General features: G+C 67.8%; 19 protein-coding genes. 11 read left to right on the plus strand and 8 right to left on the minus strand.

All coding sequences use genetic code 11. The features are described from left to right. Positions 1-98: 98 nt before the first annotated feature. Entirely contained in the window at positions 99-2,267 is a 2,169-nt protein-coding gene (locus tag QTI51_RS31145; RefSeq protein WP_116912366.1) for a CHAT domain-containing protein, read from the minus strand. Positions 2,268-2,525: 258 nt separating this feature from the next. Here QTI51_RS31145 and QTI51_RS31150 point away from each other — a divergent pair, with 258 nt between their 5' ends. The 3 genes from QTI51_RS31150 to QTI51_RS31160 are packed head-to-tail and all read left to right on the plus strand — an operon-like array spanning position 2,526 to position 9,081. Then, positions 2,526-5,375 carry a type VI secretion system Vgr family protein gene (locus QTI51_RS31150; RefSeq protein ID WP_286517184.1) on the plus strand — a complete coding sequence of 950 codons (2,850 nt, stop codon included), beginning with the start codon at positions 2,526-2,528 and terminating at the stop codon, positions 5,373-5,375. Further along, the gene (locus QTI51_RS31155; RefSeq protein WP_286517183.1) at positions 5,372-7,423 is read left to right on the plus strand and encodes a phospholipase D-like domain-containing protein; all 2,052 of its coding nucleotides are present in this window, start codon (positions 5,372-5,374) and stop codon (positions 7,421-7,423) included. The genes QTI51_RS31150 and QTI51_RS31155 overlap by 4 nt, the downstream gene beginning before the upstream one ends. A 5-nt stretch (positions 7,424-7,428) precedes the next feature. Continuing rightward, entirely contained in the window at positions 7,429-9,081 is a 1,653-nt protein-coding gene (locus QTI51_RS31160; protein ID WP_286517182.1) for a tetratricopeptide repeat protein, read from the plus strand. A 42-nt stretch (positions 9,082-9,123) separates the two neighbouring features. On the opposite strand, the gene katE is transcribed toward QTI51_RS31160, so the two are convergent. Together katE and QTI51_RS31170 are read right to left on the minus strand one after the other, a co-directional pair. Further along, on the minus strand, positions 9,124-11,319 hold the full coding sequence (gene katE / locus QTI51_RS31165) for a catalase HPII (RefSeq protein ID WP_286517245.1): 2,196 nt from the start codon (positions 11,317-11,319) through the stop codon (positions 9,124-9,126). A gap of 32 nt (positions 11,320-11,351) precedes the next feature. Next, positions 11,352-11,501 carry a hypothetical protein gene (locus QTI51_RS31170; RefSeq protein WP_165840442.1) on the minus strand — a complete coding sequence of 50 codons (150 nt, stop codon included), beginning with the start codon at positions 11,499-11,501 and terminating at the stop codon, positions 11,352-11,354. Positions 11,502-11,890: 389 nt separating this feature from the next. On the opposite strand from QTI51_RS31170, the gene QTI51_RS31175 reads away from it, so the two are divergent. Continuing rightward, positions 11,891-12,706, plus strand: coding sequence for a transglutaminase-like domain-containing protein (locus tag QTI51_RS31175; RefSeq protein ID WP_286517181.1), 816 nt, complete (start codon positions 11,891-11,893; stop codon positions 12,704-12,706). Positions 12,707-12,844: 138 nt separating this feature from the next. Here QTI51_RS31175 and ligD read toward each other — a convergent pair whose 3' ends face one another. The 3 genes from ligD to QTI51_RS31190 form a co-directional block, all read right to left on the minus strand. Then, positions 12,845-15,466: a DNA ligase D gene (ligD, locus tag QTI51_RS31180; protein ID WP_286517180.1), complete on the minus strand. Its 2,622-nt coding sequence runs from the start codon at positions 15,464-15,466 to the stop codon at positions 12,845-12,847. A gap of 15 nt (positions 15,467-15,481) precedes the next feature. Further along, on the minus strand, positions 15,482-16,474 hold the full coding sequence (ku, locus tag QTI51_RS31185) for a non-homologous end joining protein Ku (protein ID WP_286517179.1): 993 nt from the start codon (positions 16,472-16,474) through the stop codon (positions 15,482-15,484). Between the two features lie 73 nt (positions 16,475-16,547). Next, positions 16,548-17,582 carry a succinylglutamate desuccinylase/aspartoacylase family protein gene (locus QTI51_RS31190; RefSeq protein WP_286517178.1) on the minus strand — a complete coding sequence of 345 codons (1,035 nt, stop codon included), beginning with the start codon at positions 17,580-17,582 and terminating at the stop codon, positions 16,548-16,550. A 177-nt stretch (positions 17,583-17,759) separates the two neighbouring features. On the opposite strand from QTI51_RS31190, the gene QTI51_RS31195 reads away from it, so the two are divergent. Then, entirely contained in the window at positions 17,760-18,023 is a 264-nt protein-coding gene (locus QTI51_RS31195; RefSeq protein WP_286517177.1) for a hypothetical protein, read from the plus strand. A gap of 40 nt (positions 18,024-18,063) precedes the next feature. Here the strand turns inward: QTI51_RS31195 and rpe are convergent, their stop codons facing one another. Continuing rightward, the gene (gene rpe / locus QTI51_RS31200; protein ID WP_286517176.1) at positions 18,064-18,759 is read right to left on the minus strand and encodes a ribulose-phosphate 3-epimerase; all 696 of its coding nucleotides are present in this window, start codon (positions 18,757-18,759) and stop codon (positions 18,064-18,066) included. A 60-nt stretch (positions 18,760-18,819) separates the two neighbouring features. Between rpe and apaG the strand changes: the two genes are divergently transcribed. The 4 genes from apaG (at position 18,820) to QTI51_RS31220 (ending at position 23,810) form a co-directional block, all read left to right on the plus strand. Further along, positions 18,820-19,215: a Co2+/Mg2+ efflux facilitator ApaG/CorD gene (apaG, locus tag QTI51_RS31205; RefSeq protein ID WP_286517175.1), complete on the plus strand. Its 396-nt coding sequence runs from the start codon at positions 18,820-18,822 to the stop codon at positions 19,213-19,215. Between the two features lie 124 nt (positions 19,216-19,339). Next, positions 19,340-21,337: a transporter-like protein TlpB gene (tlpB, locus tag QTI51_RS31210; protein WP_286517174.1), complete on the plus strand. Its 1,998-nt coding sequence runs from the start codon at positions 19,340-19,342 to the stop codon at positions 21,335-21,337. Continuing rightward, positions 21,334-22,605 carry a cation:proton antiporter gene (locus QTI51_RS31215; protein WP_116912376.1) on the plus strand — a complete coding sequence of 424 codons (1,272 nt, stop codon included), beginning with the start codon at positions 21,334-21,336 and terminating at the stop codon, positions 22,603-22,605. The genes tlpB and QTI51_RS31215 overlap by 4 nt, the downstream gene beginning before the upstream one ends. Then, positions 22,602-23,810 (plus strand): YbdK family carboxylate-amine ligase, encoded by a 1,209-nt coding sequence (locus tag QTI51_RS31220; protein WP_116912377.1) that lies wholly within the window; start codon positions 22,602-22,604, stop codon positions 23,808-23,810. Before QTI51_RS31215 ends, QTI51_RS31220 begins: the two co-directional genes overlap by 4 nt. Before the next feature lie 52 nt (positions 23,811-23,862). Here the strand turns inward: QTI51_RS31220 and QTI51_RS31225 are convergent, their stop codons facing one another. Beyond that, positions 23,863-24,861: a GlxA family transcriptional regulator gene (locus QTI51_RS31225; protein ID WP_286517173.1), complete on the minus strand. Its 999-nt coding sequence runs from the start codon at positions 24,859-24,861 to the stop codon at positions 23,863-23,865. Positions 24,862-24,972: 111 nt separating this feature from the next. Here QTI51_RS31225 and QTI51_RS31230 point away from each other — a divergent pair, with 111 nt between their 5' ends. Together QTI51_RS31230 and thiL are read left to right on the plus strand one after the other, a co-directional pair. Further along, a complete protein-coding gene (locus QTI51_RS31230; protein ID WP_286517172.1) occupies positions 24,973-25,599 on the plus strand; it encodes a cysteine hydrolase family protein in 627 nt (208 codons plus the stop codon). A gap of 27 nt (positions 25,600-25,626) precedes the next feature. Beyond that, the gene (thiL, locus tag QTI51_RS31235; RefSeq protein ID WP_286517171.1) at positions 25,627-26,583 is read left to right on the plus strand and encodes a thiamine-phosphate kinase; all 957 of its coding nucleotides are present in this window, start codon (positions 25,627-25,629) and stop codon (positions 26,581-26,583) included. Positions 26,584-26,604: the final 21 nt, after the last annotated feature.

Consider the following 26,604-nt stretch of genomic DNA (forward strand, 5'->3'; position numbering starts at 1 on the left):
CTGCTGTTGTGTTGACCGCGTCGGCGTGAGCCCGCCCTGAACAGCGAACCTCGAACCCGACACGGGGACCGGGTGTTCCAAAGGGAAAGAACGACATGTCAGCCCCCCACCGTCAGGCGCCAGTTGCCGATCAGGTTGAACGGCGCCCAGAAGAAGGGGTGGGACATCTTGGGGTCCTTCAACACCGCGAGCTGGCCGGCCTGCATCGCCTTCTGGATGTCGCGGCCCTTGGCGAGCTCGCCGTAGAGCGTGCCCATGAGCACCGCGGTGGCATCGTCGGAGACGGGCCACAACGAAGCGATCAGGCTGGAGCTACCGGCCGAGAGGAACGAGCGCGTGAAGCCCAGCACCTCGTCGCCCTGCGCGATGCGCCCGAGCCCCGACTCGCAGGCCGACAGGGTGACCAGCGCGGTGCCCTGCATCGGCAGGTCGAGGATCTCGTGGGCCTCCAGGAAATTCTGCTTGCCGCCCTCGTTGGCCAGCAGGATGCGCGAGTACAGCGGGTCGACCGCGTCGGCCTCCGCGTGCGCCGCCACGTGCATCAGCGGCGAGCGCGAGGCCACGTCGCGGAACTGGGTCTTGGTGGCGGCCGCGCCCATGTACAGCGTGTTGCGCGGGAACAGCTGCGCGAGCTGCTTCACCTCGGTCTCGGCGCCGGGCAGGTCGTACTTGTCCTCGATGCGCGGGTTGCCGAAGGCCACCAGCGAGGCGTTCACACGCGGCGTGCGCTGCGCGAGCTGCACCGCGATGCTGATCGACGGCGCCACCGCCACCGGATGCGTCTCGATGATGTAGCGGCCGTCCAGCCGCAGCGCCTGGAACGGCAGGTAGTGCAGCGGGCCGTGGGGCACCACGACCAGACGCTGCCCCGGTGCGAGGCCGAGCGGGCCCAGCAATGCGGCGCCCAGCTTGTCGGCGTTGGCGATGGCCGTGCGCCGGCCGCGCACGATGGAGTTGCGAAAGGTCTCGACCAGCTCGGTCAGGTCGTCGCGCTTCACCGCCACCGTCTTCTCGGCGATGTCGGTGGGGCTCACGATCCACACCACCAGGCGGTCGGGCAGCGAGTGGAACTGCACCACGCGCTCGTCGGGCGCCAGCGTGCGCTGCAGCGCGGCCAGGTCGATGGTGGTGGCGGCCTGCTCGTTGATCTTCGCGCGGCCGCGCACCGCGTCGAGCAGCGCGCGCGAGCGGCTGTGCTCGCTCACCTCGAAGGCCTGGCGCGCGTCGCCCGCGTCGCTGTACACGGCCACGCCGCGCTCGAACACCGATTGCAGGTCGGAGAACAGGCCCATCTTGAATTCTTCGCTGCGAAAGCGCGCGCGCACCTTGTCCACGTCGCCCAGCGCGCGGCCCACGGCCTCGGCCGCGGCCTGCTTCTGGCCCAGCGCGAGCTCGCTGCGGGCCACGCCGTCCCACGCCCACAGGCGGTAGTACTCGGTGTCGGTGCCGACCTGGCGCGCGGTGAGCGCGCGGTACATGTCGCGCGCCTCGGCCGGCTTGTTCTCGGCCAGCAGCAGGCGCGCGCGGGTGCGGTCGAGCAAGGCGGTGAGCGGTGCGTCTTTCGGCGGCGCCATGGTGCCCAGCACCTGGCGCGCGCGCGCCGCGTCGCCCGACTCGATCAGCGCGTTCACCAGCGAGGCCTGCACCAGCGGCGCATAACGCGGCGAGCTGTTGGCCAGCGCCTCGTCGTAGCTGAGCACCGCGCCCGAGAAATCGCCGCGGCGCGTGCGCACGTCGCCGATCACTTTCTGCGCGGGGCCGACCACCAGCTTGGGGTCGCGCGCCGGATGGCGCAGCGCCTCGCGTGCGAACTCCTCGGCCTTGTCGAGCTGGCCCGAGTAGCTGTAGACGATGGCCAGGTCCCGGTTGGCCATGGCCAGGAGGTTGGGGTCGTTGGTGGCGTTGGCCAGGTGCAGCGCCTTGCTGGCGGCGCGCACGCTCTGGCGGAACTCGCCGGCTTCGGCCAGTGCCACGGCCTGGCTGCAGTACTGGTAGCCCGAGAGCTTGACCGCGTCTTCGCCGTAGAGCACGGCGCCCTGGCTGGTGAGCGCCAGCAGGGTGTCGCCGTCGTCGAGCCGGGACTGCTCCATGCGGCTGCCCGCCGCCTCGGCGTTGGCCACCGCTTGCGCGGTGGGCTGCTGCGCCGATGCCGCGGGCGCCAGGCCCGCAAGCAGCGCGCCCGTGACGCCCGCCAGCGCGACGGCCCCTGCCGCACGCGCACGAAGGCGCGCAGGGCGCTTCCATCCCCATCTCGAAAACCAAGCCATTGGACCCCCACGCATGGCCCTTCGAGCCCGCCGGAGGCGGGCCGTCGGCGTCGCAGAAGTGCGCGCCGTTCAGGCCTCGTGGGGAAAGTCTAGGAGCGGGGGGGTACCGCGGCTATTCGCAATAAGGTCTAGCGCGAACGGACTACGGCGCCGTAAAGGCGCGAGCTTTTGAAGGCTTCCCGGGTGACCATTGTTTGCAGTGCGATGCCGGTTGCCTCGGCAAACTGCCGCGAGTTTCTCCATTCGAAAAGGTCGCCGATGACACGCACGCTGTCCGTTCAATCCCCTGCGATCCCTCTTGTTCTTGGACAGCCCGCGTTGGAGCCCGTGCGACTGTCAGGCCGCGAGGGCGTCAACAACCTGTTCGCCTACGAGCTTCGCCTCAAGACCCCCGATGCCCTGAACCTCGGTGCCAGCGGTGCAGCCGACTTCGAACTCGACGCCTTCATCGGACGCGAAATATCGTGCGTCCTGCAACTCGACGGCGCGGGGCAGTTCGTGCCGGGTGCCGTGGGTGCGTCGGTCGATCAAGTCGGTGCCGGTACGCGCCAGATCAACGCACTGATCACCGACGCGGCGATGTGGGGCGAGGAAGGTCGCCACGTTCAGTACGTGCTCACGCTGCGCCCGTGGCTCCATCTCGCAACACTCACGACCGACTGCAGGATCTACCAGAACAAGACCGTCGTCCAGATCTTCGATGAACTGCTGGGCGGCTACGACTTTGCCGTGGAGAAGCGCCTGGTCGAAAGCTACCCCAGCCGCGACTACCAGACCCAGTACAACGAGAGCGACTTCGATTTTTTCAGTCGCCTGTGCCAGGAGTGGGGAATCAGCTACTTCTTCGAGCACAGCGGCGACAGGCATCGCCTCGTGCTCATCGACAACATGGGCGCGTACAGAAAAAGCGACAGCGCCGCATACCAAGAGATCGACTACCGCGCCCCCGGCTGGAAAGGCGATGCCGAATGCATCCACAGCTTCGCTTCTCACAATCACCTGACGAGCGGCAGGTACGCCAGCCGAGACTACGACTACACGCGCCCCCGGGCCGACCTGGGCACGGCGCGCAGCGATCCGCGTGCGACCGGGCAGGCCGATGGCGAGGTCTATCAATGGCATGCAGACCGAGCAGGCAGTCACTACGCACAACCCAGGGCTGGCGGCGCAAATGCCGCAAATGCCGACGATGCCAACGACGCGCATGGCGAGGGTCGCCAGCTGGCACTGTTGCGCATGCAGGCCCTGCGCACGCACGGTGCGCGCGCTGAGGCCAGCGGCAACCTGCGCGGCATGGTGCCCGGCTGCAGCTTCATGCTGCGCAATCACCCACGCCAGAAAGCCAACACCGAATACCTGATCCTGGACACGCGGCTTCTCGTCGAAGACGTTGCGCAGGACAGCCAGATCGGCGATGCCGCCGCCGGACGAAAGCAGCGCTGGAAGGTGGAGGTTGACTTCACCGCGCACCCGATGACGGAACCGCTGCGCCCGGTGTCCACGCAAGCCAAGCCTTTCACGCATGGCCCTCAGTGCGCCCTCGTGGTCGGCCCCGCAGGGCAGAACATCTGGACCGACGAACTGGGCCGCATCAAGGTGCAGTTTCCGTGGGACCGAATCGGGCAGAAGGACCAGCACAGCACCTGCTGGATTCGCGTGTGCAGCCCGTGGGCTGGCAACCAGCTCGGTGGCGTGCAGGTCCCGCGCATCGGGCAAGAGGTGATCGTCGATTTTCTGGGGGGCGACCCCGATCTGCCGATCTGCACGGGGCGCGCCTACAACCAGGCGAACCTGCCGCCGTGGGCGTTGCCGGGGCAGTCGGCGCTCTCGGGTTTCAGAAGCCGGGAGCTAAGCGAAGACGGCGGCAATAGCGCGGCAGGACGCTCGAACCACCTCACGCTCGACGACACCGCCGGACAGATCCAGGTCCAGCTCAAGAGCGACCACCAGCACAGCCAGCTGAGCCTGGGGCACATCACGCGCATCGAGGACAACGCCGGACGCAAGGACTCGCGGGGCGAAGGCTTCGAGTTGCGCACCGATGGGCACGGCGTGCTGCGCGCGCAGGACGGCATGCTCATCACCACCGAGGCGCGCGGGAAGGCATTCGGGCATGCCAAGGACATGGGCGAGACGGTGGTCCGGTTGACCATCGGTCGCGACCAGCATGAGCGCCTGTCCGGGGCGGCACAGCAGGCCGAAGCGCATTCCACGGGCGACCAGGACGAGGTTGCCCGAGCGCTCAAGATCCAGAACGACGCCGTCAAGGGCTCGGGCTCGCCCGGCGACGGCCGTTTTTCCGAACTGGCCGAGCCGCACCTCGTGCTGGCCAGTCCGGCGGGCATCGAAACCAGCACGGGGCAATCCACCCACATTGCCAGCGCCGAGCACAACGCCCTCACCAGCGGAGGACACACCAGCATTTCCGCAGCCAGGAGCTTGCTGGTAAGCGTTGGACAGGCGATCCGGCTCTTCGCCTACCAAACAGGGATTCGGCTGTTCGCGTTCGGGGGAGACATCGACATCAAGGCGCTCAAGCAGAGCATCAACATCCTGGCGAAGCTGAACATCGTTCAGGTCGCCAACAAGATCACCATCACCGCCAAGGAAGAGCTTTTGCTCAATGGCGGTGGCAGCACGCTCCGCCTCAATGCCGCGGGGATCGAAGAGGCAACGTCGGGTCGGCACATCGTGTACGCCGTCGTTCACAGCATGGTCGGCCCGAAGAATGCGCCCACCCGCTCGGTGAGCGGTGCGTCAAGCCTCGAACTCAAGAACGAGAAAGCGCTGAGCTTCGTGCTGCTGTCGCACGCCCTGGACGGACGGGCGCTCGGCTTCGAGCCCTATGTTTTGTACAAGGACGGAGCGAAGGTGGCCGACGGCGTGACCGATGCGCAGGGCCGGGTGGTCATTGAGACGCATGAGGACGACACGACGTCGTACAAGGTCAAGCTCACCAACGGCAATGAATACGAGTTGCCCGTCAAGGCGCAGCTGCAAAGCGCCGACGACAAGCTCGCCGCCACCGGGTATCGCGCGGCGCACAGCGAGACGAACAACCGCATGCAGCACTACCTCCAACGCCGTGACGACGAAAGCAATCCATGAGCGACCTGCGCCCCATGCACGACACCCAGCACAAATCGGTCGTCCCTTTGTGCGCAGCCACGGGCACCGCCATCGGCAGCGCGCAATGGCTTCTGGAGAAGAAGGGCGACGACGAGAAATCGCCGGTCCTGCATCACAACAATCTGCGCCTCTACCTATGCGGCGAAGAAACGTTCGAGCAGATAGCAGTCGACATTCGAAACGCAAAGCACAGTATCGATCTCGTCTGCTGGGGCTTCGATCCTGCGATGGAACTCACACGCAACACTGCCGAACAATGGCCACGTGGCGACACCTGGGGTGACCTGCTGCTGGGCGCTGCGCAGGGAAGATTCAACAACGCAAAGCCGGTCACGGTACGTCTTCTGGTGTGGTACGACTTCATTGGCAGCGCCGCGGTGAACAACATGCCGGGCTACAGGACCGAGGCGCCGTATGAACGCAACAAACGGGGTCTGTTGTTTCCCCCATCTCCCTCCGTGCGTGATCGGCGAGAGATCTTCAATTCGCGTTGGTACAAAGATGTCGTGGCGGGAAACCATCAGGCCCTGTCGCTTCGCACCCGCGGCGGCGTTCATGGCGACGTGATGGCCAGCCTGGAAAGCGAAGCAAGCGCCAAGGGACTGGGTCGCGTCGAGCGGCTCGGCTTTGAATATCTCGCGACCCATCACCAGAAGACTATCGTCATCGACTACGAGGGCGACAAACCCTGCGGCTATGTGCTCGGCCTGAATTCGGTCACCGACTACTGGGACACCACGGTACACAAGTTCGACGACCCGAGGCGCGGCCAGAGCTGGGAAGGTGCGAATGACGCGGAGCCCGGCCTCAAGCCGTATCAGGACTACGGTTGCCGCATCGAAGGACAGGCACTGGCGGCCGTCTGCAAGAACTTCACCGAGGCCTGGAACAAAGCCGACGCGAACGGCAAGGGTGCGGGCGGCAATGTCAGCCGGGAGTTCGATCTCAAGGCCACGCCCGCGAACCTGACCCGCAACCTTGTCGCCCCGCGCCAGAGCGCGCAGATCTTGCGCACGCTGCCTTCCGCCGATGGCAGCGAGAAGTCGATCCACCGCCTCTATGACCATGCGATCAGCTTCGCGCGTCACTATTTGTACGTGGAGAACCAGTACTTCCAGCACGCGGCCTGGGTCAAGCAACTGAAGCACCTGCGTGCGGAACATCTTAAGGGTTGCGAAAAAGCAAAGCTGGCCATGACCGATGTGCCCAAGCTGCATGTGATGGTCGTGACCCCCACGCCGGAGCGCCAGCAGATGGTGCCGCGAACGCACGACACGGTAACGGAGCTGGGACATGGCTCGTCCATGCCGAACCAGGCCAAGATGGTGGAGGAAGAAATTGCGCGCTACGACGCCGTGCAGGAAGCCCGAAGGCGCGCCCAGGATCCGCTGATGATCCCGCCGCCGGCGCCCCTGTCCGCCATCGCCCAGGCCTACAAGGACGCGGGCGGCGGCAAGAGCGACGACGCAGCCCGCAAGGAGCTGGAGGGCCAGTTCGCCATGCGCTCGTTGGTGGCCAGCCTTTGGACCTTCGATACGAACTGGCAGACCACGCAGAAGAAAGAGCTGGACAGACTCAGGGAATGGACGGACACGTCGACCTACGACAAGAGCGGGAAGGACAGCAGCCGAAACAGTCAGCACATCAAAAGCATGAGCGACAAGCTGTACAAGGCGCGCTACCGCGAAATCTACATCCACAGCAAGCTGATGATCATCGACGACAGCATGTTCACGCTGGGCAGCGCCAATCTCAACCTGCGCAGCTTCGCGGTGGACAGCGAGATCAACATCGCAAGCGACGATGCGGCCACGGCCAAGAATCTGCGCGAGCGGGTATGGGGGCAGCACACCGACGGGAAGTTCGCGGGTGGGGTGGCGACGGATCAGAAGGTGATGTACGACACGTTTCAGAAATGGCAAAAAGAGGCCGGCAACAACCTGACAAGGCAAAAAAGCGGCCTCCAGCCGTCCTGCTTCCTTGTTGCATTTCACGACGACCGTACTAGCAAGCTTCGGTTGAGCTGATCACCTTGAATCTCTTCCATCTTTCCAGTATCTCCAGACTAGGCACAGCAACGGCCGTGCTGCTGGTTTTCTTCGCCCTGACAGCCTGCTCTATGAATGAACTGCCTCGCAACATGAACCTGAAGGCCTTCACCCCGCACAGGCCAGACTTCACCTGCACGTATGAAGCGACCAAGTTGCCGCAGATCACGAACGAATCGGAAACGCTGTTCCAGCAAGGCATGGTGGCAACCAGCAATGAGCTCTGGCCCAACCAGCGCGACTACAAGGAGGCGGCGCAACTGTGGGAGAAGGCAGCAGCCTTGGGCCATTGGAAAGCGGCGATAAACCTTGCCGGCCTTTACGAAAGTGGGCTGGGCGTACAGCGCGATACCGAGCGCGCCGTGCTGGTTGTCGAAGAGCTGATGAAGCAGAACGTACCTGCCGCGTTCGACAAGATGGGCACGTACCACCAGAGCGGCATCGGGGTCAAACCGGATATCAACCGGGCCTATGGTTTCTGGCAACTGGCTGCAGACATGGGCAGCCCTGCAGCGCAGACTTATCTCGGGGTCAAACTAGACGCTGCCTACAACGATACGAGGCTCGGCGTGTGGAGCAACCGTGCTGTGGGCCTCCAGATGATGGAGTGCGCGTTTGCGCAAGGGTATGGAGAAGCTGCGTACAGGCTGGGGCAAACATTGGACGTTGTTGATCAACGCTATGTTCGCGCGCTTGTCGTGCTGCATGAAGGCGTGAAGTTTGGAAGCGGGGACGCTGCAAGCTATCTGTTCGCCTCTTTCGACGAAGTCGACCCGCTTACCGGCAATCTGATTGATCGCGCTCGTGCTGAGCGCTACAGCACTCTCGCGGCAGCTCTCGAACTCAATCCCGATCTTCGCTTCCCCAATCTCGACAAGGTCTTGCCTCTCCCGCCCGCCCCGCTGCCTTTTTGGGACGGCAAACGCGAAACCTTGATCAACGCGGCCAAGGCAGTGGTCGTCAAGCAGCCTGCGCCGGTCACGCCGGGAGCCGACCGCACCGGCCGCGCCCATATCCCGCAGGGCTATGTACTGACAGGCAACTTCACGCCGCCACTGGGCGAGAGCGTTCACGACAACGAGGGCAGGCCATGGGGTCTCAAAGCCAGGCAGCAAGCCCACTTTACCGGATACTGGCTCCCGCGGATCGATGTCGTCCGTGGCGACTGGCAGGTCGACTGGAACGCGGCACAGGTGCCTTGGCACTTCAAGCGCGGCGAGCCGCTGCCGACTCTTGCCGATCAAATCCCGCCCGGCTACGGTGATGTGTTCTGGTACTACAAGGGCGAACCGGTGCGGCAGGCAGTGCAAATCCATCCGGACGTTGCACAGGGAATTGCGCGTTATGTACCAACGCCGGAGTTCGCCACCAGCTGCAACGGAACCGCGCCCTGCCCAGAGACCGGCATCTGGTCAGCACGCCTGAACAAGACGCATGAGAACTACAAAGTGTTCCGCGACCGCTGGCAGCAAGCGTATGTCGAGCGAGGTCAGCCCTTCCCCGTGCCAACCGCATTGCACCAAGTTGGCGGGATCACCGCAGGAGCGAGGGACGTCCGATGGCATTGGATTGGCGATGCCAACCAGCCGGATGCCTCGGGGCACGTGCATGTGACTTTGACACCGCTAGCCAGTTAACGCAGTCGCTTCTCGCTCCCGCATCACTCGCCTTCGCCACACTCAAGCCGGCACTGCGTCCACGTTCGCCCGGTCCCAATGCCGGTGCTTCGCGATCGCCGCGATGAAGTCGCTCGCCACCTGCGCGGCCGCCGATGCATCGCCCATGTTGGTGACCGGCGTTGCCGCCACCACCACGCCGGCGGGCGCGTCGGCCTGTTGCGTGTCGGCCGCGATGCCCAGCGTCGACAGCAGCTGCACGCCCTCGCCCACCGTGCAGATGGCCTTGCAGTGCTTGTAGGCCTCCAGCACGAAGTGCACCGCGTCGCCGATGCCGGCCATGGCGGCCGCGGCTTCGCTGCCCGCGGGCACCAGCACGGCGTCGAACATCACCGACGGCGTGTTGGCGAAGGTCATGTCCACGTCGATCTGGCGCTTCGATGCGCTGGCCACGGTGCCCAGGCGCGGGCCCACCACCTTGCACTGCGCGCCGGCCTGTTCGAGCGCGTCGCGAATGGGCTTGAGCGAAGCCGAATCGACACCGTCGGCCACCAGGATGGCGATCTTGCGCGTGCGGATGGAGCCGTCGCCGGTGTCGGCCATGCTGAGCGCGGGCGACTCGTCGATGGGCAGCGACATGCGGTGGTCGCGGAACCCCGCGCGCCCTGCGGCGGCCTTGGCATCGGGCTCGCCGATGCCCAGCGGCTCGGCCACGCGGCGTGCGAGCTTCTCGTCCACGTGCGCCAGGTTGTCGACCATGCGCTGGCGAATGGCCGGCACCTCGAGTTTCGACAGCTCGAAGCGGAAGGCCGCGATGATGTGTTCCTTCTCGGGCGCGCTCTGGCTGTTGAAGAACAGCCGCGCCTGCGTGAAGTGGTCGTCGAACGAGGGGCTGCGCCGGCGCACCTTGGGCGGGTCGATTTCCTCGGGGAACGACTGGAAGCCGTTGCTGCCGCCGTCCACGCGGAATTCGGTGCCGCTGCCCAGCGTGTTGGGCTCGTAGGCCACCTGGCCGCGCGCGATGGTCTGGCGGTGCATGCCGTCGCGCTGCATGTTGTGGAACGGGCACACGGCCTTGTTGATGGGCAGCTCGTGGAAGTTGGCGCCGCCCAGGCGCGAGATCTGCGTGTCGGTGTACGAGAACAGCCGGCCCTGCAGCAGCGGGTCGTTGCTGAAGTCGATGCCCGGCACCACGTGGCCCGGGTGGAAGGCCACCTGCTCGGTCTCGGCGAAGAAGTTGTCGGGGTTGCGGTTGAGCACCAGCCGGCCGATCTTCTGCACGGGCACCAGCTCTTCGGGAATGAGCTTGGTGGGGTCGAGCAGGTCGAAGCCCAGCGAATGTTCCTTGTCGGCCGGAATCATCTGCACGCCGAGCTCCCATTCGGGGAAGTCGCCGTTCTCGATGGCCTCCCACAGGTCGCGGCGGTGGAAGTCGGCGTCCTTGCCGGCGATCTTCTGTGCCTCGTCCCACACCAGGCCGTGGATGCCGAGCTTGGGCTTCCAGTGGAACTTCACGAAGTGGCTCTCGCCACGGGCGTTGATGAAGCGGAAGGTGTGCACCCCAAAGCCTTCCATCATGCGAAGGCTGCGCGGAATGGCGCGGTCGCTCATGGCCCACATCAGCATGTGGGTGCTCTCGGGCATGAGCGAGGCAAAGTCCCAGAAGGTGTCGTGCGCGCTCGCGGCCTGCGGCATCTCGTGGTGCGGCTCGGGCTTGACGGCGTGGATGAGGTCGGGGAACTTCATCGCGTCCTGGATGAAGAACACCGGAATGTTGTTGCCCACGAGGTCGTAGTTGCCTTCGCGGGTATAGAACTTGACGGCGAAGCCGCGCACGTCGCGCACGGTGTCGGCCGAGCCGCGCGAGCCGGCCACGGTCGAGAAGCGCACGAAAACGGGCGTCTTGGCGTCCGGGTCCTGCAGGAAGTCGGCGCAGGTGAACTGCGACATCGACTTGTAGACCTGGAAGTAGCCGTGTGCCGCAGAACCGCGCGCATGCACGGCACGCTCGGGAATGCGCTCGTGGTCGAAGTGCGTGATCTTCTCGCGCAGGATGAAGTCTTCGAGCAGCGTGGGGCCGCGCACGCCGGCCTTCAGCGAGTTGTGGTTGTCCGGTATCTGCAGGCCCTGGTTGGTGGTCAGGGTCGACGGATGCTCGACGGTGAAGCCTTCGAGCTGCTGCTGCTTGGCGTTGGCGCCATCGCTGGCCTTCGAGGCGCTGGTGCGGCGGCCGGCGGCGGCCTTGTTCTGTGGCGTCATCGTGGACCTGGAGTCTTTCATGGGGAGGGCGCTCAGCCCATTTCGTTGTTGTCGAGGAACATGTCGAGCACGTTGACCACGGCGATCAGGCAGATGCAGCCCGCCACGGCGGCGACGGCCCACACGAGGATTTCGTCGCCCCAGGTGGTGGTGAGCGTGTCGAAAAGCGAAGAAAACTCCATGATTCCCTCCAAGGAAGCAGACAGATCGGGGCCGGGACCGGCGGCAGTTAACGGGTTCGGTGCTTCGCCCGCGGGGTCCGCAGATGCCATCCACGGATGCAGTGCGGGTGTGGGCTGCAAGCGAATTGCAAGGTTATGTTTCGCCCTGCCCCGGAGCCGTAGTGGCGCCCCTCCCCCCTTTGTGGGAGAAGGCGGGCGCACGCAGTAGGAGCGCACCGACAGCGCCGGAGCGGCAACCTACGCGGGGTCGGGCTTCATGGCCGTGGGGCGTGCGCGCCTTCGTCGCATAGCATGGGCGTGGACACTGCAGGCGGCATCAATCGTGCTTGTCGTTCCATGCTTCGCGCACCGGCCGCACCGCCCGGATCACCCAGGGAAGAAAGACACCCATGCAGATCAGGATCGGTTTCGACATCGAACTCGGCGTGACCGCCCCCACCGCATTGATCTACATGCTGCAGGTGCACCCGTCGCGCGCGGCGGACCTGCAAGGCGGGGAGAACATCACCATCAGCCCGCCGCTGGTCACCGACCACTACCGCGACAGCTTCGACAACCACTGCGCGCGCGTGCACATTCCGTACGGCACGAGCAGCGTGCGGCTGCGCAACCACGCCGTGGTGTACGACACCGGCTGGCCCGACCCGGTGGACTACGGCGCCATCGAGCACGGGGCGGCCGACCTTCCCGTGTCCACGCTGCCCTTCGTGCTGCCCAGCCGCTACTGCGAGGTCGACAGCGAGCTGCTGCAGTTCGCCTGGGCCAACTTCCTGAACGTGACGCCGGGCTGGTCGCGGGTGCAGGCCATCTGCGACTTCGTGCACCGGCACCTGCGCTTCGACTACCAGAACGCACGCGCCACGCGCACCGCATTGGAGGGTTTTCGCGAGGGAACGGGCGTGTGCCGCGACTTCGCGCACCTGGCGATCACGCTGTGCCGCTGCATGAACATTCCGGCGCGCTACGTGACGGGCTACCTGGGCGACATCGGCATTCCGCCGGTGCGCTACCCGATGGACTTCAGCGCGTGGTTCGAGGTGTACCTGGGCAACCGCTGGCACACCTTCGACGCGCGCCACAACACGCCGCGCATCGGCCGCATCGTGATCGCGCGCGGACGGGACGCGGCGGACGTGCCGATCACGATGATGTTCGGGGCGAACACGCTGCAGCGGTTCGATGTGACGACGGAAGAAGTGCTGTAGCAGCGGTATTGCTCCTTCCCCCGTTGGGGGAAGGCGGGGATGGGGGCAGGCCTTCTATGAGGCGCTGCGTGATCCTGGAGGCCGTCGTGCCCCCACCCCGACCCTCGCCCAAAGGGGGAGGGAGAAAGGCACAAGTCGCTACTTGTAGCCCAGCAGCTTCATCGCCGCGGCCAGCCCCTTGCGGCTGCCCTCCATCGCATCCCACGGCGTGTTTCCTATGTCGAACCGCTCCGCCGCGTTCGCCACCGTCCACTGCGACGCGCTCGTCAGCTCCGGCAACTCCTCCCACGCCACCGGCACCGACACCCCCAGCCCCGGCCGCGACCGCGCCGACCACGCGGCCACCGTCGTCGCGCCGAACCCGTTGCGCAGGTAGTCCACGAACACCTTGCCCACCCGGTTGCGCGGGCCGCTCTTGGCGACGAAGCGTTGCGGAATGGTCTGCGCAAGATGCACCACCACCGCCTGCGAAAAGCCCTTGACGGTGTCCCAGTCGTATTGCCTGCGCACCGGCACCACCACGTGCAGGCCCTTGCCGCCGCTGGTCTTCAGGAACGACGGCAGGCCCATCTCGTCGAGCAGCGTGCGCACCAGCATCGCGGCCTCCTGGATCTGCGGCCACGCCACACCCTCGCCCGGGTCCAGGTCGAAGGTCATGCGGTCGGGCTTGCCGATGGCGCGCGAGGTGGCGTTCCAGGTGTGCAGTTCGATGACGTTCATCTGCGCCGCGCCGATCAGCCCCGTCTTCGTGTCGATCTGCAGCAGCGGCTCGTGGCCCGGGTCGAGCGCGGGGTCGAGCAGCTTCACGCCGGGAATCTCGCGGTTCTGGATGTGCTTCTGGAAGAACAGCTCGCCGCCCACGCCCTCGGGCGCGCGCACAAGCGACACCGGCCGCCCGCGCAGGTGCGGCAGCATGAGCATGGCCACGCGGTCGTAGTAGGCGGCGAGCTCGCCCTTGGTGGTGCCGCTTTGCTTGTCGATCACGCGCTCGGCGTGGCTGATCTTGAGTGCCATGGGTGGGGTCGCTCCCTTGTCCTTGTCCCTGTGCTCGCCCTTGCGCTTTGGCGCAGCGTCGGCGCCTTCGGCCGGCTGCGCCCGTTCGCGGCGGATGTCGCGCGCGGGCTTGTCGGCGCGCAGGCCCTGGAACACCGAATGGCGCACGCGGTCTTCGCGCGTCCATTCGCCGAACGAAACCTCCGCCACCAGCGTGGGCTTGACCCACTGCGCCTTCACGCCTGCCGGCCGGGGCGCGAACGGGCAGTCGTCGGTGGCCAGCTTGTCGAGGCGGGCCTTGATGTCGGCCAGCCGGTTCGCGTCGAAGCCGGTGCCCACGTTGCCGCAATAACGAAGCTTGCGCAGATTGCCCGCGCCTTCTTCGTACACGCCCAGCAACAAGGCGCCGAACCCCGCGCGCGAGCCCTTGGGCGCGGTATAGCCGCCGATCACGAACTCCTGGCGCTGCTGGTTCTTCAGCTTGATCCAGTCGGGCGAGCGGCGCGACACATAGGCCGAGCCCTTGCGCTTGCCGACGATGCCCTCGAAGCCGATGCGCGCGGACGACAACAGCAGGTCGCGCGGCGAAGCCTCGAAGGCTTCGCTCAGGCGCAGCGGCGCGGGCGGCTTCCTGCCGAGCAGCTTCGCCAGCCGCGCGCGGCGCTCCTCGACGGGCAGCGCACGCAGGTCTTCACCGTCGAGAAAGGGCGCGTCGAACAGCCAGTAGGCGATGCGCGACGTGGCGCCGCTGTCGAAGGCGTTCTGCAGCGCCTGGAAATCGGGTGCGCCGTTGTCGCCGTCGACCGTGATCTCGCCGTCGAGCCAGGCCGCGTCGGTGCGCAGCTTGGCCAGGGCCTTGGCCAGCGCGGGCAGCTTCGCGGTCCAGTCGTGGCCGTTGCGGGTGAAGCACTGCACCTGGCCCTTGTCGATGCGCGCGAGCAGGCGGTAGCCGTCGAACTTCAGCTCGTACAGCCATTCGTCGGGCGATGCAGGCGGCGCCGCCGCGAGGGTGGCGAGCTGGGGCTGGAGGGTGGCGGGCAACGCGACCTTGCTTGCGACCTTCCTTGCTGCCTTGGTGGACGCCTTGGCGGGGGCTTTCGCAGGCGCGGCCTTGGCAGCGGCGGCCTTCTTCGCAGGCGCCTTGGCACTCGCCACCTTCTTCGGCGGCTGGCCCACCTCGTCCACGCCCAGCCCGGTGATCACGCTCGCGGGTTGTTCGGCGAGCACGTCGTACTCGCCGAGCGCGCGCGCCTCGCCGTCGCGCTCCTTGATGAGCAGCCAGGGCTCGTGCGACTCGTCGCCCTTGCCATGCATGCGCACCAGCGTCCAGTGGCCGTGCAGCTTCTCGCCCCGCAGCTCGAACTTGAGCTTGCCGGCCGCCAGCGCCTTGCGCGCATCGCTGGCGTCGCCTTGCGGGAGCCAGTCGCCACGGTCCCAGACGATGACGCGGCCCGCGCCGTACTGCTTGGGCGGAATGGTGCCTTCGAAGTCCGCGTACGAAATCGGGTGGTCCTCCACATGCACGGCCATGCGCTTGACCGTCGGGTCGAGGCAGGGGCCCTTCGGCACGGCCCAGCTCTTCAGCGTGCCGTCGAGCTCCAGGCGAAAGTCGTAGTGCAGGTGGCTCGCGTGGTGCTTCTGGATGACGAAGGACAGCGTGCCCTTCGTTGTCTTGCCGCCCGTCTTGGGTTCGGGCGTGCGCGTGAAGTCGCGCTTGTCGTGGTAACGCGCCAGCGCCTGGCGCGCGGTCGATGCGGTGGTGCCCATGCCCGGGGTCCGGCGTCAGGCGGCGCGCCGGCTGCGGGCCGTGGGGGTGGCCTTGCGCGCGGGCTTGGCCGCGGGCTTCCGAGGCTTCGACGTGGCCTTGGGTGGAGGCTCATCGTCCTGGTCTTCCGCGTCTTCTTCAGCGTCGTCGGCCTTCGCCCTCGGCTTGCCGCCGCCCTTGCGCAGGCTGCGCTGCAGCAGCTCGGTCAGGTCGATGATCTTGGCGCCGCGGCCTTCGCCGGCGCTGCTTTCCTCGGGCTCGGGCTGGGTCACCGTCTCGGTCTGGCCGGCCTTCACCTTCTTGTCGACCAGCCGCAGGATCTCGTCCTTGAACTCGTCCTTGAATTCGTCGGGGTCCCAGTCGGTGCTCATGTCGTCGACCAGCTGGCTGGCCATCTTCAGCTCGCGCTCGCTCAGGCCGGCCTTCTTCACGTCTTCGGAGGGCAGCGGCAGGTCGGCCCAGGGCCGGATGTCCGCGCCCCAGCGCAGCAGGTTCAGCACCAGCCCCGGCCCGGTGGGCACCAGCACCGCCAGGTGCTGCTTGGTCTGGATGACGACGCGCGCCACGCCCACGCGGCCGCTGCGGTGCAGGGTTTCGCGCAGCAGCGCGTACACCTTGGCGCCGCGGTTGATCGGCGCCACGTAGTAGGGCCGCTCCAGGTACACGAAGGGAATGCCGTCGGCGGGCACGAAGGTTTCTATCTCGATGGTCTGCGTGCTCTTGGGGTAGGCCGCCGAAATCTCGTCGTCGCTGAGCACCACGTACTCGCCGTCTTCGTAGGCGATGCCCTTCACTATGTGCTCGCGCGCGATTTCCTTGCCGGTCTTCTTGTTGATGCGCTTGTAGCCCACCGGGTCCATGGTGCGCTTGTCGAGCCAGTCGAAGTCGATGCCGTGGTCGGAGGTGGCGGAGTAGAGCGCGACCGGAATGTGGACCAGACCGAAGCTGATCGCGCCCTTCCACAGGACGCGCGGCGTGGTGGCTTTCTTGGTGATCGGCGTGGTGGACATGGGCGCACTCCTTCAGGCTTCGAATGTGCGCCGCCCATGGCCGGGCGGTGTAGGAGCGCGGCGCCAGCCGTGGTCAGGCGGGGCCGAGGGTGCCTTGAGCCTTCGGCAGTGGCCCGAGTTCGCGCTCGCTCGGGTGCGCGAAGTAGAACCACTCGGTGCCGGGCAGCGCCACGGCGTTCGGGAACACGATGAAGCCGTCGCCCGGCGCGCTCACCAGCGTGCCGTCGTGGCGCATGCCGATGGGCTCGCCGCGCTGCACGGCGTCGAAGGTGGCCCAGTCGCGCACGAAGCTGTCTTCTTCGTGCAGGCGGTCGGTCACGCTGGCCAGGCGCAGCAGCGTGGGCTGCGCCGACGCGGCAGGCAGGCCGTCGGGCAGCGCCGCCATGCCCAGCAGCGCGAGCGTGCGCCGAATGGCGCGCCATGCCACCTCGGGCGCCTGCGGGTCCAGGTGCTGGCCGCATTCGAGCGTGACGCCGTAGCCGCCCTGGCTGCGGATGTATTCGTTGGTGCCGCGGCCGAAATCGAGCGCGGCCTCGTCGGCCGGCGCGCCGCCCGCGCGCTGCGCGAGGCCGGCGGCGTAGATGTCGAGCCAGCCTTCCACCACGATGGGCGTGCCGATGTGCAGCGCCAGCTGGCCCTCTTCGAACGAGCGGGCGAAGGGCTCCAGCGTGCCGCTGTTGTCGCGCGGGCCGATCATGGAAAACGCCTCGCCCTCGCTCTGGAAGGAATGCAGGTCGAGCAGCACGTCGTGGCGCGCGATGAGCGGCGCCAGCACGTTGGTGATGCGGGCCTCGTAGTCGGCGGGCTGCTCGCTGGGGCGAAACAGCCGGTTGAGGTTGCGCTCGCCTTCCCGCCGCAGGCGCCGTCGCGCGAGCGGGTTGGCCACGGGCACCAGGGTGAGTTCGCCGCGCCGCAGCTCAAGCGCGCCGGCCTCGAGCTCGGCCACGATGCGCTCGATGCCCAGCGTGCCAGAGACCTCGTCGCCATGCACCCCGCCCAGCACGAGCAGCCGCGGGCCGGGGGTGAGCGAGGCGAAGGTGTAGATGCGCAGGCTGTCGGTGGCCAAGCCAGCGAGACCGGCGAGACTGGCGTGGGGATCGGTGGACATGCGGAGGATTATTGCGGAGGCACCTTGCCGGAAGCAAAGATGGCAGCATGGCCGCTACGCAATCGATAGCGGTCAATCACATGCCTATTCGCATGCCTACAGGGGCAGGCTTGCCTGTCCTACCGGCCTGGCGCCGCGGGCGCGGCACGCTTGCAGCCACTACAAGGAGCAGCCGCCATGAACACGAAGACGAACACGAAAACCCAGCCCAGCGACAAGACCGCCGACGCGAACGACGGCAAGACCAAGGTGCAGCAAGGTGGCGAAGCCGCCCCGCGGCTGCCCAACGAGCACGACCAGTCGTCAGACAGCCAGCAGACGCAGGACGGGCAGGCCCCCGAGGTGGGCCGCAAGGCGCATGACGACGTGGAGCGCGGCGTGGTCGACACCGACCGCGGTCCGGAGGCCGACCGGGTCTACAACGACAAGGTCAAGCGCTAGACACTGCCTGAAACAGGCGCCTGAATGAAGACGCTGGAGATCAGGCCGCCGGAATGCTGGCGAGCTGCTTGCGCATGTCGCCGATGACCGCGCCGTAGTCCTTGGCGTTGAAGATGGCGCTGCCCGCCACGAAGGTGTCGGCGCCGGCCGAGGCCACGCGCGCGATGTTGTCGATCTTGATGCCGCCGTCCACCTCGAGGCGGATGTCGCGCCCGCTCTGCTCGATGCGCTTGCGTGCGAGTTCGATCTTGCGCAGCGCCGAGTCGATGAAGCTCTGGCCGCCGAAGCCGGGGTTCACGCTCATGATCAGGATCAGGTCGATGTCGTCGATGGCCCAGTCCAGCGCTTCCAGCCCCAGCCCGGGGTTGAACACCAGCCCGGCCTTGCAGCCCGCGCCCTTGATGGCCTGGATGCTGCGGTTCACGTGCGGCGAGGCATCGGGGTGGAAGCTGATGTAGTCGGCGCCCGCTTCCGCGAAGGAGGCCGCCAGCGCGTCGACCGGCTGGATCATCAGGTGCACGTCGATGGGCACGGGGGTGCCGTCGGCTTTCTTGGCGTAGGGCTTGAGCGCGTGGCAGATCATCGGGCCGAAGGTCAGGTTCGGCACGTAGTGGTTGTCCATCACGTCGAAGTGGATCCAGTCGGCGCCGGCCGCGATCACGTCGGTCAGTTCTTTGCCGAGGTGCGCGAAGTCGGCGGACAGGATGGAGGGCGCGATGCGAAACGGGGTGCTCATAACCCCCGATTCTCGCAGCCGATGGAAGTCCGACGAAAGGCCTCCGTTACCATGCGCCCCATGTCAAACAGCCCCTTCAGCGTCCAGGTCGAACCGCGCTACCTGGCCGAGCAGTCTTCCCCCACGGACAACATCTACACGTTTTCGTACGCGGTCACCGTCACGAACACGGGGTCGGTGGCGGCGCAGCTGATCGCACGCCACTGGCTCATCAACGACGCCTCGGGCCACCCGCAAGAGGTGAAGGGCCTGGGCGTGATCGGGCAGCAGCCGCTGCTGGCGCCGGGCGAATCCTTCCGTTACACGAGCGGCTGCCGCCTGCAGGCGCCCAGCGGCACCATGCACGGCAGCTACCTGGTGGTGACCGAAGAAGGCGAACGCTTCGACGTGACCATCCCGATGTTCGTGCTCGAGGCCGACGTGGGCGGCGCACCTGTCTCGCGCGTTCTGCATTAGCGCTCCCCCAGGCTTCGCGCACTGCGTGTCGCTTCTCTTCCCCCTCCCCGGGGGCGACACCGGCGGCCCGGCAAAGCCGGTTCCGCGGTGTCTCTTGAATTGAATTGCTGAACTCCCGACTCTCATGGCTGCCGCATCGCGCGACTTGCAGGGGCTGCTTGCCGGCCTCGACCCGACAGCCGACGTGGCGCAGCGCCACATCTGGCTCATCGACCTCTTCGACTGGCTGCGCGGCGACCGTGCGTCGCCCCAGGCGGCGATGGGCCGCGTGCAGCTGCTGCTCGACGCCATCGAGGCGCGGCCCGAGCTGCGCGAGCGCCTGCGCGCCTGGTGGCGCGCCTTCACGCGGGCGGTCGACCTGACCACGCTGCTGGCCGACTACGGCTTCGCGCCGCGCACCGCCTTCGCCAGCGAGCTGGCCGAGCGGCTGCGCCGCAAGATACTGCCGGGCACGCCCGAGACCACCGACGCATCGGACCTGTTCCGAATGGTGCTGCCGGGCGTGTTCGACGCGGGCTGGATCGCGCTGCTCGACGACACGCAGCTCGCGCGCATCGGCGCGTTGCTGGCCGATGCCTCGCCGGACGGCCCGCTGGGCGACCCGATCGATGCCGACGCCGCCCCGCGCTGGCGCCACACCGTGATGGACGCCGTGACCTACTGCGCCAGCCAGGTGGTGGCCGCCGGCTTCTCGCCGGAGCTGCGCCTGCGCATGAGCGCCGAGCTGGGCGCCGCGCGCCCCTTTCATTCGCTGATGGCCGACCTGGACCACCTGCGCGAGCAGATGTTCGTGCAGCCGCGCGACGCGCAGGCGCTGCAGGCGGCCTTCGTCGCCTTTCGCGACCGGCTGGAGGCCTGCCGCGCGGTCACGTCGTCGGTCTACACGCACCTGGAAGACAACGGCATCTCCGTGGGCCTGGTGTTCCGGCTGCGGCAGCTGCGCGAGCGGGTGCTGCGCATTCGCGAGCTGCTCGACTGCCTCATGTCGCCCACGCCCGCGCCCAGCGTGGCGCGGCTGGTCGGCAAGCTGGTGCTGGCCGGCGGTGAGCGCAACAGCATACGCGCGCTGATCGCCTCCAACTCGTCGATGCTGGCCGCCAAGGTGACCGAGCGCAGCGCCGAGACCGGCGAGCACTACATCACCCGCGACCGCGCCAGCTACGCGCAGATGGTGAAGAAGGCCGCGGGCGGCGGCGCGCTCACCGCCCTCACGGTGCTGCTGAAGTTCAGCATCTACGCGCTGGGGCTGTCGGCCTTCTGGAGCGGGCTGGGCGCCGGCCTCATGTATGCGGCCAGCTTCGTCGCGATCCAGCTGCTGCACCTGACGCTGGCCACCAAGCAGCCCGCCATGACCGCGCCGGCGCTGGCCGCGCGGCTGCGCGACATCAAGTCGGACGGCGCGGTGGGCGACTTTGTCGACGAGGTCGCCAACCTCGTGCGCTCGCAGGTCGCCGCCGTGCTGGGCAACGTGCTGGTGGTGGTGCCGGCGATGCTGGCGGTGGCGCTGCTGGTGCAGGCGGCGCGGGGGCGGCCGCTGCTCGACGCGGCGCATGCCGCGGCCACGCTCGATTCGCTGTCGCTGCTCGGCCCGACTGCGCTTTACGCGGCAATCACCGGCATCCTGCTGTTTTCGGCCAGCATCATCGCCGGTTGGACAGAAAACGCCTTTGTCCTGCATCGCCTGGACTCCGCCATGCGTTACAACCCCCGCATCGGCGCCTTTCTGGGCGCCGCCCGGGCCCGACGCTGGGCCGACTTCATGCGCACACACATCTCAGGCTTCGCCTCCAACATCTCGCTGGGACTCATGCTCGGACTGCTGCCCGCGTTCGCGGGTTTCTTCGGGCTCGGGCTGGATGTGCGGCACGTGACACTGTCGGCCGGGCAGATTGCCGCGGCGGCCGCCTCCACGGGCCTCGCGGTGCTGCAGCAGCCCGCCCTGTGGTGGGCGGTGGCGGCCATTCCGGTCATTGGCGCGCTCAATGTGAGCGTGAGTTTCTATTTCGCTTTCCGGCTGGCGCTGCGCGCGCACAGCGTGAGCCTGGGCGACCGCGCACGCATCCGCAGCGCGATCTGGGCACGCTGGCGCAGCCGGCCGGTGAGCTTCTTCCTACCTGCATGAACCTGACGAGCTTCTTCAACGATCTGCTGGGCTTCTGGTCCGAATGGGTGCGCCCCTCGGCCGGCCTGCCCACGGTGCTGTGGTCGCTGCTGCTGGCCGCGGCCGCGGCCTCCGGCCACCTGGTGCAGCGCTACCTGGGGCTGCCCAAGGTCATCGGCTATTCGCTGGTGGGCGCGGTGGTGGGCTTTGCCGGCTTCGAGGGCGCCATCTGGCCGCTGCGCGGGCTGAGCCTGTTCCTGCTGGAGCTCGGCGTGGCCGTGGTGCTGTTCGAGGCCGGCGGGCGGCTGCCGCTGCGCTGGTTTCGCCACAACCCGATGGTGCTGGTGCAAAGCCTGCTGGAAGCCACGCTCACCTACTTCGGCGTGTACTGGATATTGACGCTGCTCGGCCTGCCCGAGCCGGTGGCCAACCCCATCGCGCTGATGGCGATCGTCGCCTCGCCCGCGGTGCTGAGCCGCGTGATCATCGACACCCGCGCCGCCGGCCCCGTTACCGAGCGCGCCATGACGCTGGCCACGCTCAACACCTTCTACGCGCTGGCGCTGGGCTACGCGCAGGCCGGGCTCATCGAGCGCGCGCCGCAGACGCTGCTGCAAAAGCTCTACCCGGTGGCGGTGGTGCTGGGCCTGTCGTTCGTGGTGGGCGGCATCATGGCGCTGGCGCTGCGCTCGGCCCTGCGGGTGATGAGCCCGACCAGCGAGAACACCTCCATCCTGCTGCTGGCGATCATCGCGGCCGGCGCCGCGCTCACCGCGCACATCGGCGGCTCGGCGCCGCTGGCCGCGCTCATCGGCGGCGTGCTGCTGAAAACGCTCAACCCCAAGCCCTGGGCCTGGCAACGCCAACTCGGTACGGCCGCCTCGCTGCTGACCATGCTGATGTTCGTGCTGGTGTCCATCGTGGCGGCGCAGGCCGACTGGACATTGCCCGTGGCCAGCGTGGTGCTGGCGGTGATCGGCGTGCGCCTGGTCACCAAGATCGCCGGCGTGGCCATTGCCAACCCCGGCAGCGGCGCCAGCTGGAAGCAGGCGTTCTGGGTGGGCTGCGCGATGTCGCCGCTGTCGTCGATCGCGCTGCTCATCGCCTCCAATTTCGCGACCGCCTCTCCGCTGCTGGGCACCATGATCACGCAGGTTGCGCTGCCCTCCATCCTGCTGATGGAAGTGGTGGGCGCGGTGCTGGCCACGGTGGCCATCCACGCGGTGGGCGAGAGTTCGGTGCCCTGGGCGCCCCAGGCCTTCAGCACCACCGAGGACACGCAGCGATGAGCACGGCAGTGAACACCCCCTTCGACCCCGACAGCGACGACTTCCGCTCGGCCCCGTTGCCGGTCGACCCCGACAGCCGCACCGTCAAGCTCGAGCCCTTCAACAAGTCGGAGGCGCTGTCGCTGGGCGTGGAGCTGGAGCTGCAGCTCGTGAACACGCACGACTACGACCTGGCCCCCTACGCGGAGGACATGCTGCGCCTGATGGCGCAAACCCCGCTGCCCGGCAGCGTGGTGCCCGAGATGACCTCGAGCATGATCGAGATCTCGACCGACATCTGCCACTCGGCGCAGGACGTGATCACGCAGCTTTCGCCCATTCGGGAGGCGCTCATCCGCAATGCCGACAAGCTCAACATCGCGGTGGTGGGCGGCGGCACGCATGCCTTCCAGCAGTGGCACGAGCGGCGCATCTATGACAAACCGCGCTTTCGCGAACTGTCGGAGCTGTACGGCTACCTGAGCAAGCAGTTCACCATCTTCGGCCAGCACGTGCACATCGGCTGCCCCGACGCCGACGCGGCGCTGCTCATGCTGCACCGCATGTCGCGCTACATCCCGCACTTCATCGCGCTGTCGGCGTCTTCGCCCTTCGTGCAGGGGCAGGACACGCAGTTCGACTCGGCGCGGCTGAACTCGGTGTTCGCGTTTCCGCTGTCGGGCCGCGCGCCCTTCACCACCAGCTGGAAGGAGTTCGAGGCCTACTTCGAGCGCATGACCCGCACCGGCGTGGTCCGCAGCATGAAGGACTTCTACTGGGACATCCGCCCCAAGCCCGAGTTCGGCACCATCGAGATCCGCGTGTTCGACACGCCGCTCACGGTGGAGCGCGCCGCGGCGCTGGCGGGCTACGTGCAGTCGCTGGCGGCGTGGTTCCTGCAGGAGCAGCCCTTCGAGCCTTGCGAGGACGACTACCTCGTGTACACCTACAACCGCTTCCAGGCCTGCCGATTCGGGCTGGACGCGGTGTACGTCGACCCGGCCACCGGCCAGCACATGCCGCTGCGCGAGCACATCCTGATGACGATGACGCAGCTCGAGTGGCACAGCGAGGCGCTCAACGCGACGCAGGCATTGGGCGAGCTGCGCACCAGCGTGGAGGCCAACCGCAACGACGCGCGCTGGCTGCGCGAGAAGCAGGGCAAGGAACGGCTGCTGGCCGAGGTGGTGCGCCAGGCCTCGCTGCGCTTTCGCGGGCAGGCCTGACGGGTCTGGTGGGCCTGACGGGCCTGACGGGCCTGCATGGAGGCCGGGGCCTTCAACCCGGCGCCGCGTCCTGCGAGAACTGCCTGCGGTACGCCGTGGGCGACACCTTGAACGCGCCCACGAAATGCTTGCGCAGCGACACCGCCGAGCCGAAGCCCGCGTCGGTCGCCACGCGCTCCACCGGCCGGTCGGTGGTTTCCAGCAGCCGCTGCGCCAGCGCGAGCCGCTGGTTCTGCAGCCACTGGCCGACGGTGGTGCCGGTGGATTCGCGAAAGCGCCGCGTGAAGGTGCGCCGGCTCATCAGCGCGCGCCCGGCCAGTGCGTCCAGCTCGTGCGCCGTGTGCAGGTGGCGCCCCAGCCATTCCAGCAGCGGCGTGAGGCGGTCGCGTTCCGCCGCGGCCGGCATCGGCTGCTGGATGTACTGCGCCTGCCCGCCCTGGCGATGCGGTGCCACCACCATGCGCCGTGCGGCGCGGTTGGCGGTCTCGGCGCCGTAGCGCACGCGCAGCAGGTGCAGGCAGCAGTCGATGCCTGCGGCGGTGCCGGCCGACGTGAGCACATCGCCGTCGTCGACGTACAGCACCTCGGGCTGCAGCGTGACCTTCGGGTATTGCCGCGCGAAGGCCTCCGCCAGGTTCCAGTGCGTGGTGGCCGGCCGGCCGTCGAGCAGGCCCGCCTCGGCCAGCACGAAGGCGCCCAGGCACAGCCCGACGATGGTGGCGCCGCGGCGGTGCGCGGCCTGCAAGGCGCGAATCAGCTCGGGCGGCGCGGGCCGGCCGTCGTCGCGCCACGAGGGCACCACCACGATCTGCGCGCGACGTATCACCTGGAGCCCGTGCTGCACGCCCAGCGTGAAGCCCGCGTTGGTCCGCAGGGGGCCGGGCTCGCTCGCGCACACGCGCAGGCGAAAACGCGGGGTGCCCGCTTCGGTGCGGTCCTCGCCGAACACCATGCAGGGCACGGAGAGGTGGAACGGGCTGATGCCGTCGAAGGCCACGACGGCGATGGTTTCAGCAGGGGACCCAGTGGTTTCGACGGCGGCTTTTCGCATGGCCCGATGTTATCGATGAATGGCTGACGGGCCACTTTCGGCGCAAGGCCTCGAAGCGAAGAATCGGGCCATCGACATCCCCAACCAACGACGCCACCAAGGACCCAGACCATGAGCCAACCCGCACCGCGCCGCGCCCTCGTCGTGATCGACGTGCAGAACGAATACTTCGAGGGCGGCGGCCTGCCCATCGAGTACCCGCCGGTCGCGCAGTCGCTGCCGAAGATCACGCAGGCCATGGACGCCGCGCACGCGGCCGGCACGCCCGTGGTGGTGGTGCGCCACCACGCGCCCAAGGGCGCGCCCGTGTTCCAGGCCGACGCGCACAACGGCCAGCTGCACCCCGAGGTCGCCAAGCGGCCGCACGACCACCTCGTGACCAAGGCGCTGCCGAGCGTGTTCGCCGGCACCGACTTCGCCGAGTGGATCGCGCAGAACCGGATCGACACGCTGAGCGTGGCCGGCTACATGACGCACAACTGCGACGCCTCCACCGTGTACGAGGCGCTGCACCGCGGGCTGAACGTGGAGTTCCTGTCGGACGCGACCGGCGCGCTGCCTTACGAGAACGCGGCGGGCCGCGCCAGCGCGGAGGAAATCCACCGCGTGTTCAGCGTCGTGTTCCACAGCAACTTCGCGGCCGTGGCGACCACCGACGCATGGGTCGCGGCGCTGCAGGCCGGCCAGGCCCTCGAGAAGGACAACGTGGTCATGTCCAACCGCCGCGCGCGGGGCTGAGCCGGCAGCCCTTATGCTTCACCCCCCATGGGTGAATTCGACCTGATCACACGCTACTTCAAGCGCCCCGCCGTGCGCTCTCCGCTCGGCGTGGGCGACGACTGCGCGCTGCTGGCGCCCGCGGCGGGCATGCAGCTCGCCGTGTCTTCCGACATGCTGGTCGAGGGGCGGCACTTTCTGTCCACCGTCGAGCCCGCGCGGCTGGGCCACAAGGCGCTGGCGGTGAACCTCAGCGACCTGGCGGCCTGCGGCGCGAAGCCGCTGGCCTTCACGCTCGCGCTCGCGTTGCCGGGCGTGGACGAGTCCTGGCTCGAAGGCTTCTCGCGCGGCCTGTTCGCGCTGGCCGACGCGCACGGCTGCGAGCTGGTGGGCGGCGACACCACGCGCGGACCGCTCAACATCTGCATCACCGTGTTCGGCGAAGTGCCGGCCGGCGCGGCGCTGCTGCGCTCGGGCGCGCGCGCGGGCGACGACATCTGGGTGAGCGGCACGCTGGGCGACGCGCGGCTGGCGCTGGAAGTGTTCCGCGGCACGATCGCGCTGTCGGCCGAGGCCTTCGAGGCCGCGCGCTTTCGCATGGAGCAGCCCACGCCGCGCGTGGCGCTGGGCCAGGCATTGCGCGGCGTGGCCACGTCGGCGGTGGATGTGAGCGACGGGCTCATCGGCGACCTGGGGCACATCCTGGCGGCGAGCCGGGTCGGCGCCACGCTCGACGTCGATGCCACCACGGCGCTGGTCGCCGCCGAGGCGCCGGGGTTGCGCACCGAGCTGCTGCGCACCTGCGCGCTCTCGGGGGGCGACGACTACGAGCTGGTCTTCACCGCGCCGCCCTCGGCGCGCGAGGCCGTAATGCAGGCCGGCGCGCACAGCACCACGCGCGTCACGCGCATCGGCGGCATCGAGGCCGATGCCGGACTGCGCATCGTGGACGCGGCCGGCGCGCCGGTGTCGCAGCGCTTCGGCTCGTTCGACCACTTCGTCTGAGGCGCCGAGCCGCGGCGCGCC

The sequence above is a fragment of the Variovorax sp. J22G73 genome, from assembly GCF_030317035.1.
In the GTDB taxonomy this organism is placed as follows: Bacteria; Pseudomonadota; Gammaproteobacteria; order Burkholderiales; family Burkholderiaceae_C; genus Variovorax.

Bases quoted from the DNA above. Each gene is read 5' to 3' on its own strand.
- QTI51_RS31175 (WP_286517181.1), top strand. From the start codon at position 11,891: ATGCAGATCAGGATCGGTTTCGACATCGAACTCGGCGTGACCGCCCCC.
- QTI51_RS31145 (WP_116912366.1), bottom strand. From the start codon at position 2,267: ATGGCTTGGTTTTCGAGATGGGGATGGAAGCGCCCTGCGCGCCTTCGT.
- QTI51_RS31195 (WP_286517177.1), top strand. From the start codon at position 17,760: ATGAACACGAAGACGAACACGAAAACCCAGCCCAGCGACAAGACCGCC.
- QTI51_RS31190 (WP_286517178.1), bottom strand. From the start codon at position 17,582: ATGTCCACCGATCCCCACGCCAGTCTCGCCGGTCTCGCTGGCTTGGCC.
- QTI51_RS31170 (WP_165840442.1), bottom strand. From the start codon at position 11,501: ATGGAGTTTTCTTCGCTTTTCGACACGCTCACCACCACCTGGGGCGAC.
- rpe (WP_286517176.1), bottom strand. From the start codon at position 18,759: ATGAGCACCCCGTTTCGCATCGCGCCCTCCATCCTGTCCGCCGACTTC.
- katE (WP_286517245.1), bottom strand. From the start codon at position 11,319: ATGACGCCACAGAACAAGGCCGCCGCCGGCCGCCGCACCAGCGCCTCG.
- QTI51_RS31220 (WP_116912377.1), top strand. From the start codon at position 22,602: ATGAGCACGGCAGTGAACACCCCCTTCGACCCCGACAGCGACGACTTC.
- QTI51_RS31155 (WP_286517183.1), top strand. From the start codon at position 5,372: ATGAGCGACCTGCGCCCCATGCACGACACCCAGCACAAATCGGTCGTC.
- ligD (WP_286517180.1), bottom strand. From the start codon at position 15,466: ATGGGCACCACCGCATCGACCGCGCGCCAGGCGCTGGCGCGTTACCAC.
- tlpB (WP_286517174.1), top strand. From the start codon at position 19,340: ATGGCTGCCGCATCGCGCGACTTGCAGGGGCTGCTTGCCGGCCTCGAC.
- apaG (WP_286517175.1), top strand. From the start codon at position 18,820: ATGTCAAACAGCCCCTTCAGCGTCCAGGTCGAACCGCGCTACCTGGCC.
- QTI51_RS31150 (WP_286517184.1), top strand. From the start codon at position 2,526: ATGACACGCACGCTGTCCGTTCAATCCCCTGCGATCCCTCTTGTTCTT.
- QTI51_RS31215 (WP_116912376.1), top strand. From the start codon at position 21,334: ATGAACCTGACGAGCTTCTTCAACGATCTGCTGGGCTTCTGGTCCGAA.
- QTI51_RS31225 (WP_286517173.1), bottom strand. From the start codon at position 24,861: ATGCGAAAAGCCGCCGTCGAAACCACTGGGTCCCCTGCTGAAACCATC.
- QTI51_RS31230 (WP_286517172.1), top strand. From the start codon at position 24,973: ATGAGCCAACCCGCACCGCGCCGCGCCCTCGTCGTGATCGACGTGCAG.
- ku (WP_286517179.1), bottom strand. From the start codon at position 16,474: ATGTCCACCACGCCGATCACCAAGAAAGCCACCACGCCGCGCGTCCTG.
- thiL (WP_286517171.1), top strand. From the start codon at position 25,627: ATGGGTGAATTCGACCTGATCACACGCTACTTCAAGCGCCCCGCCGTG.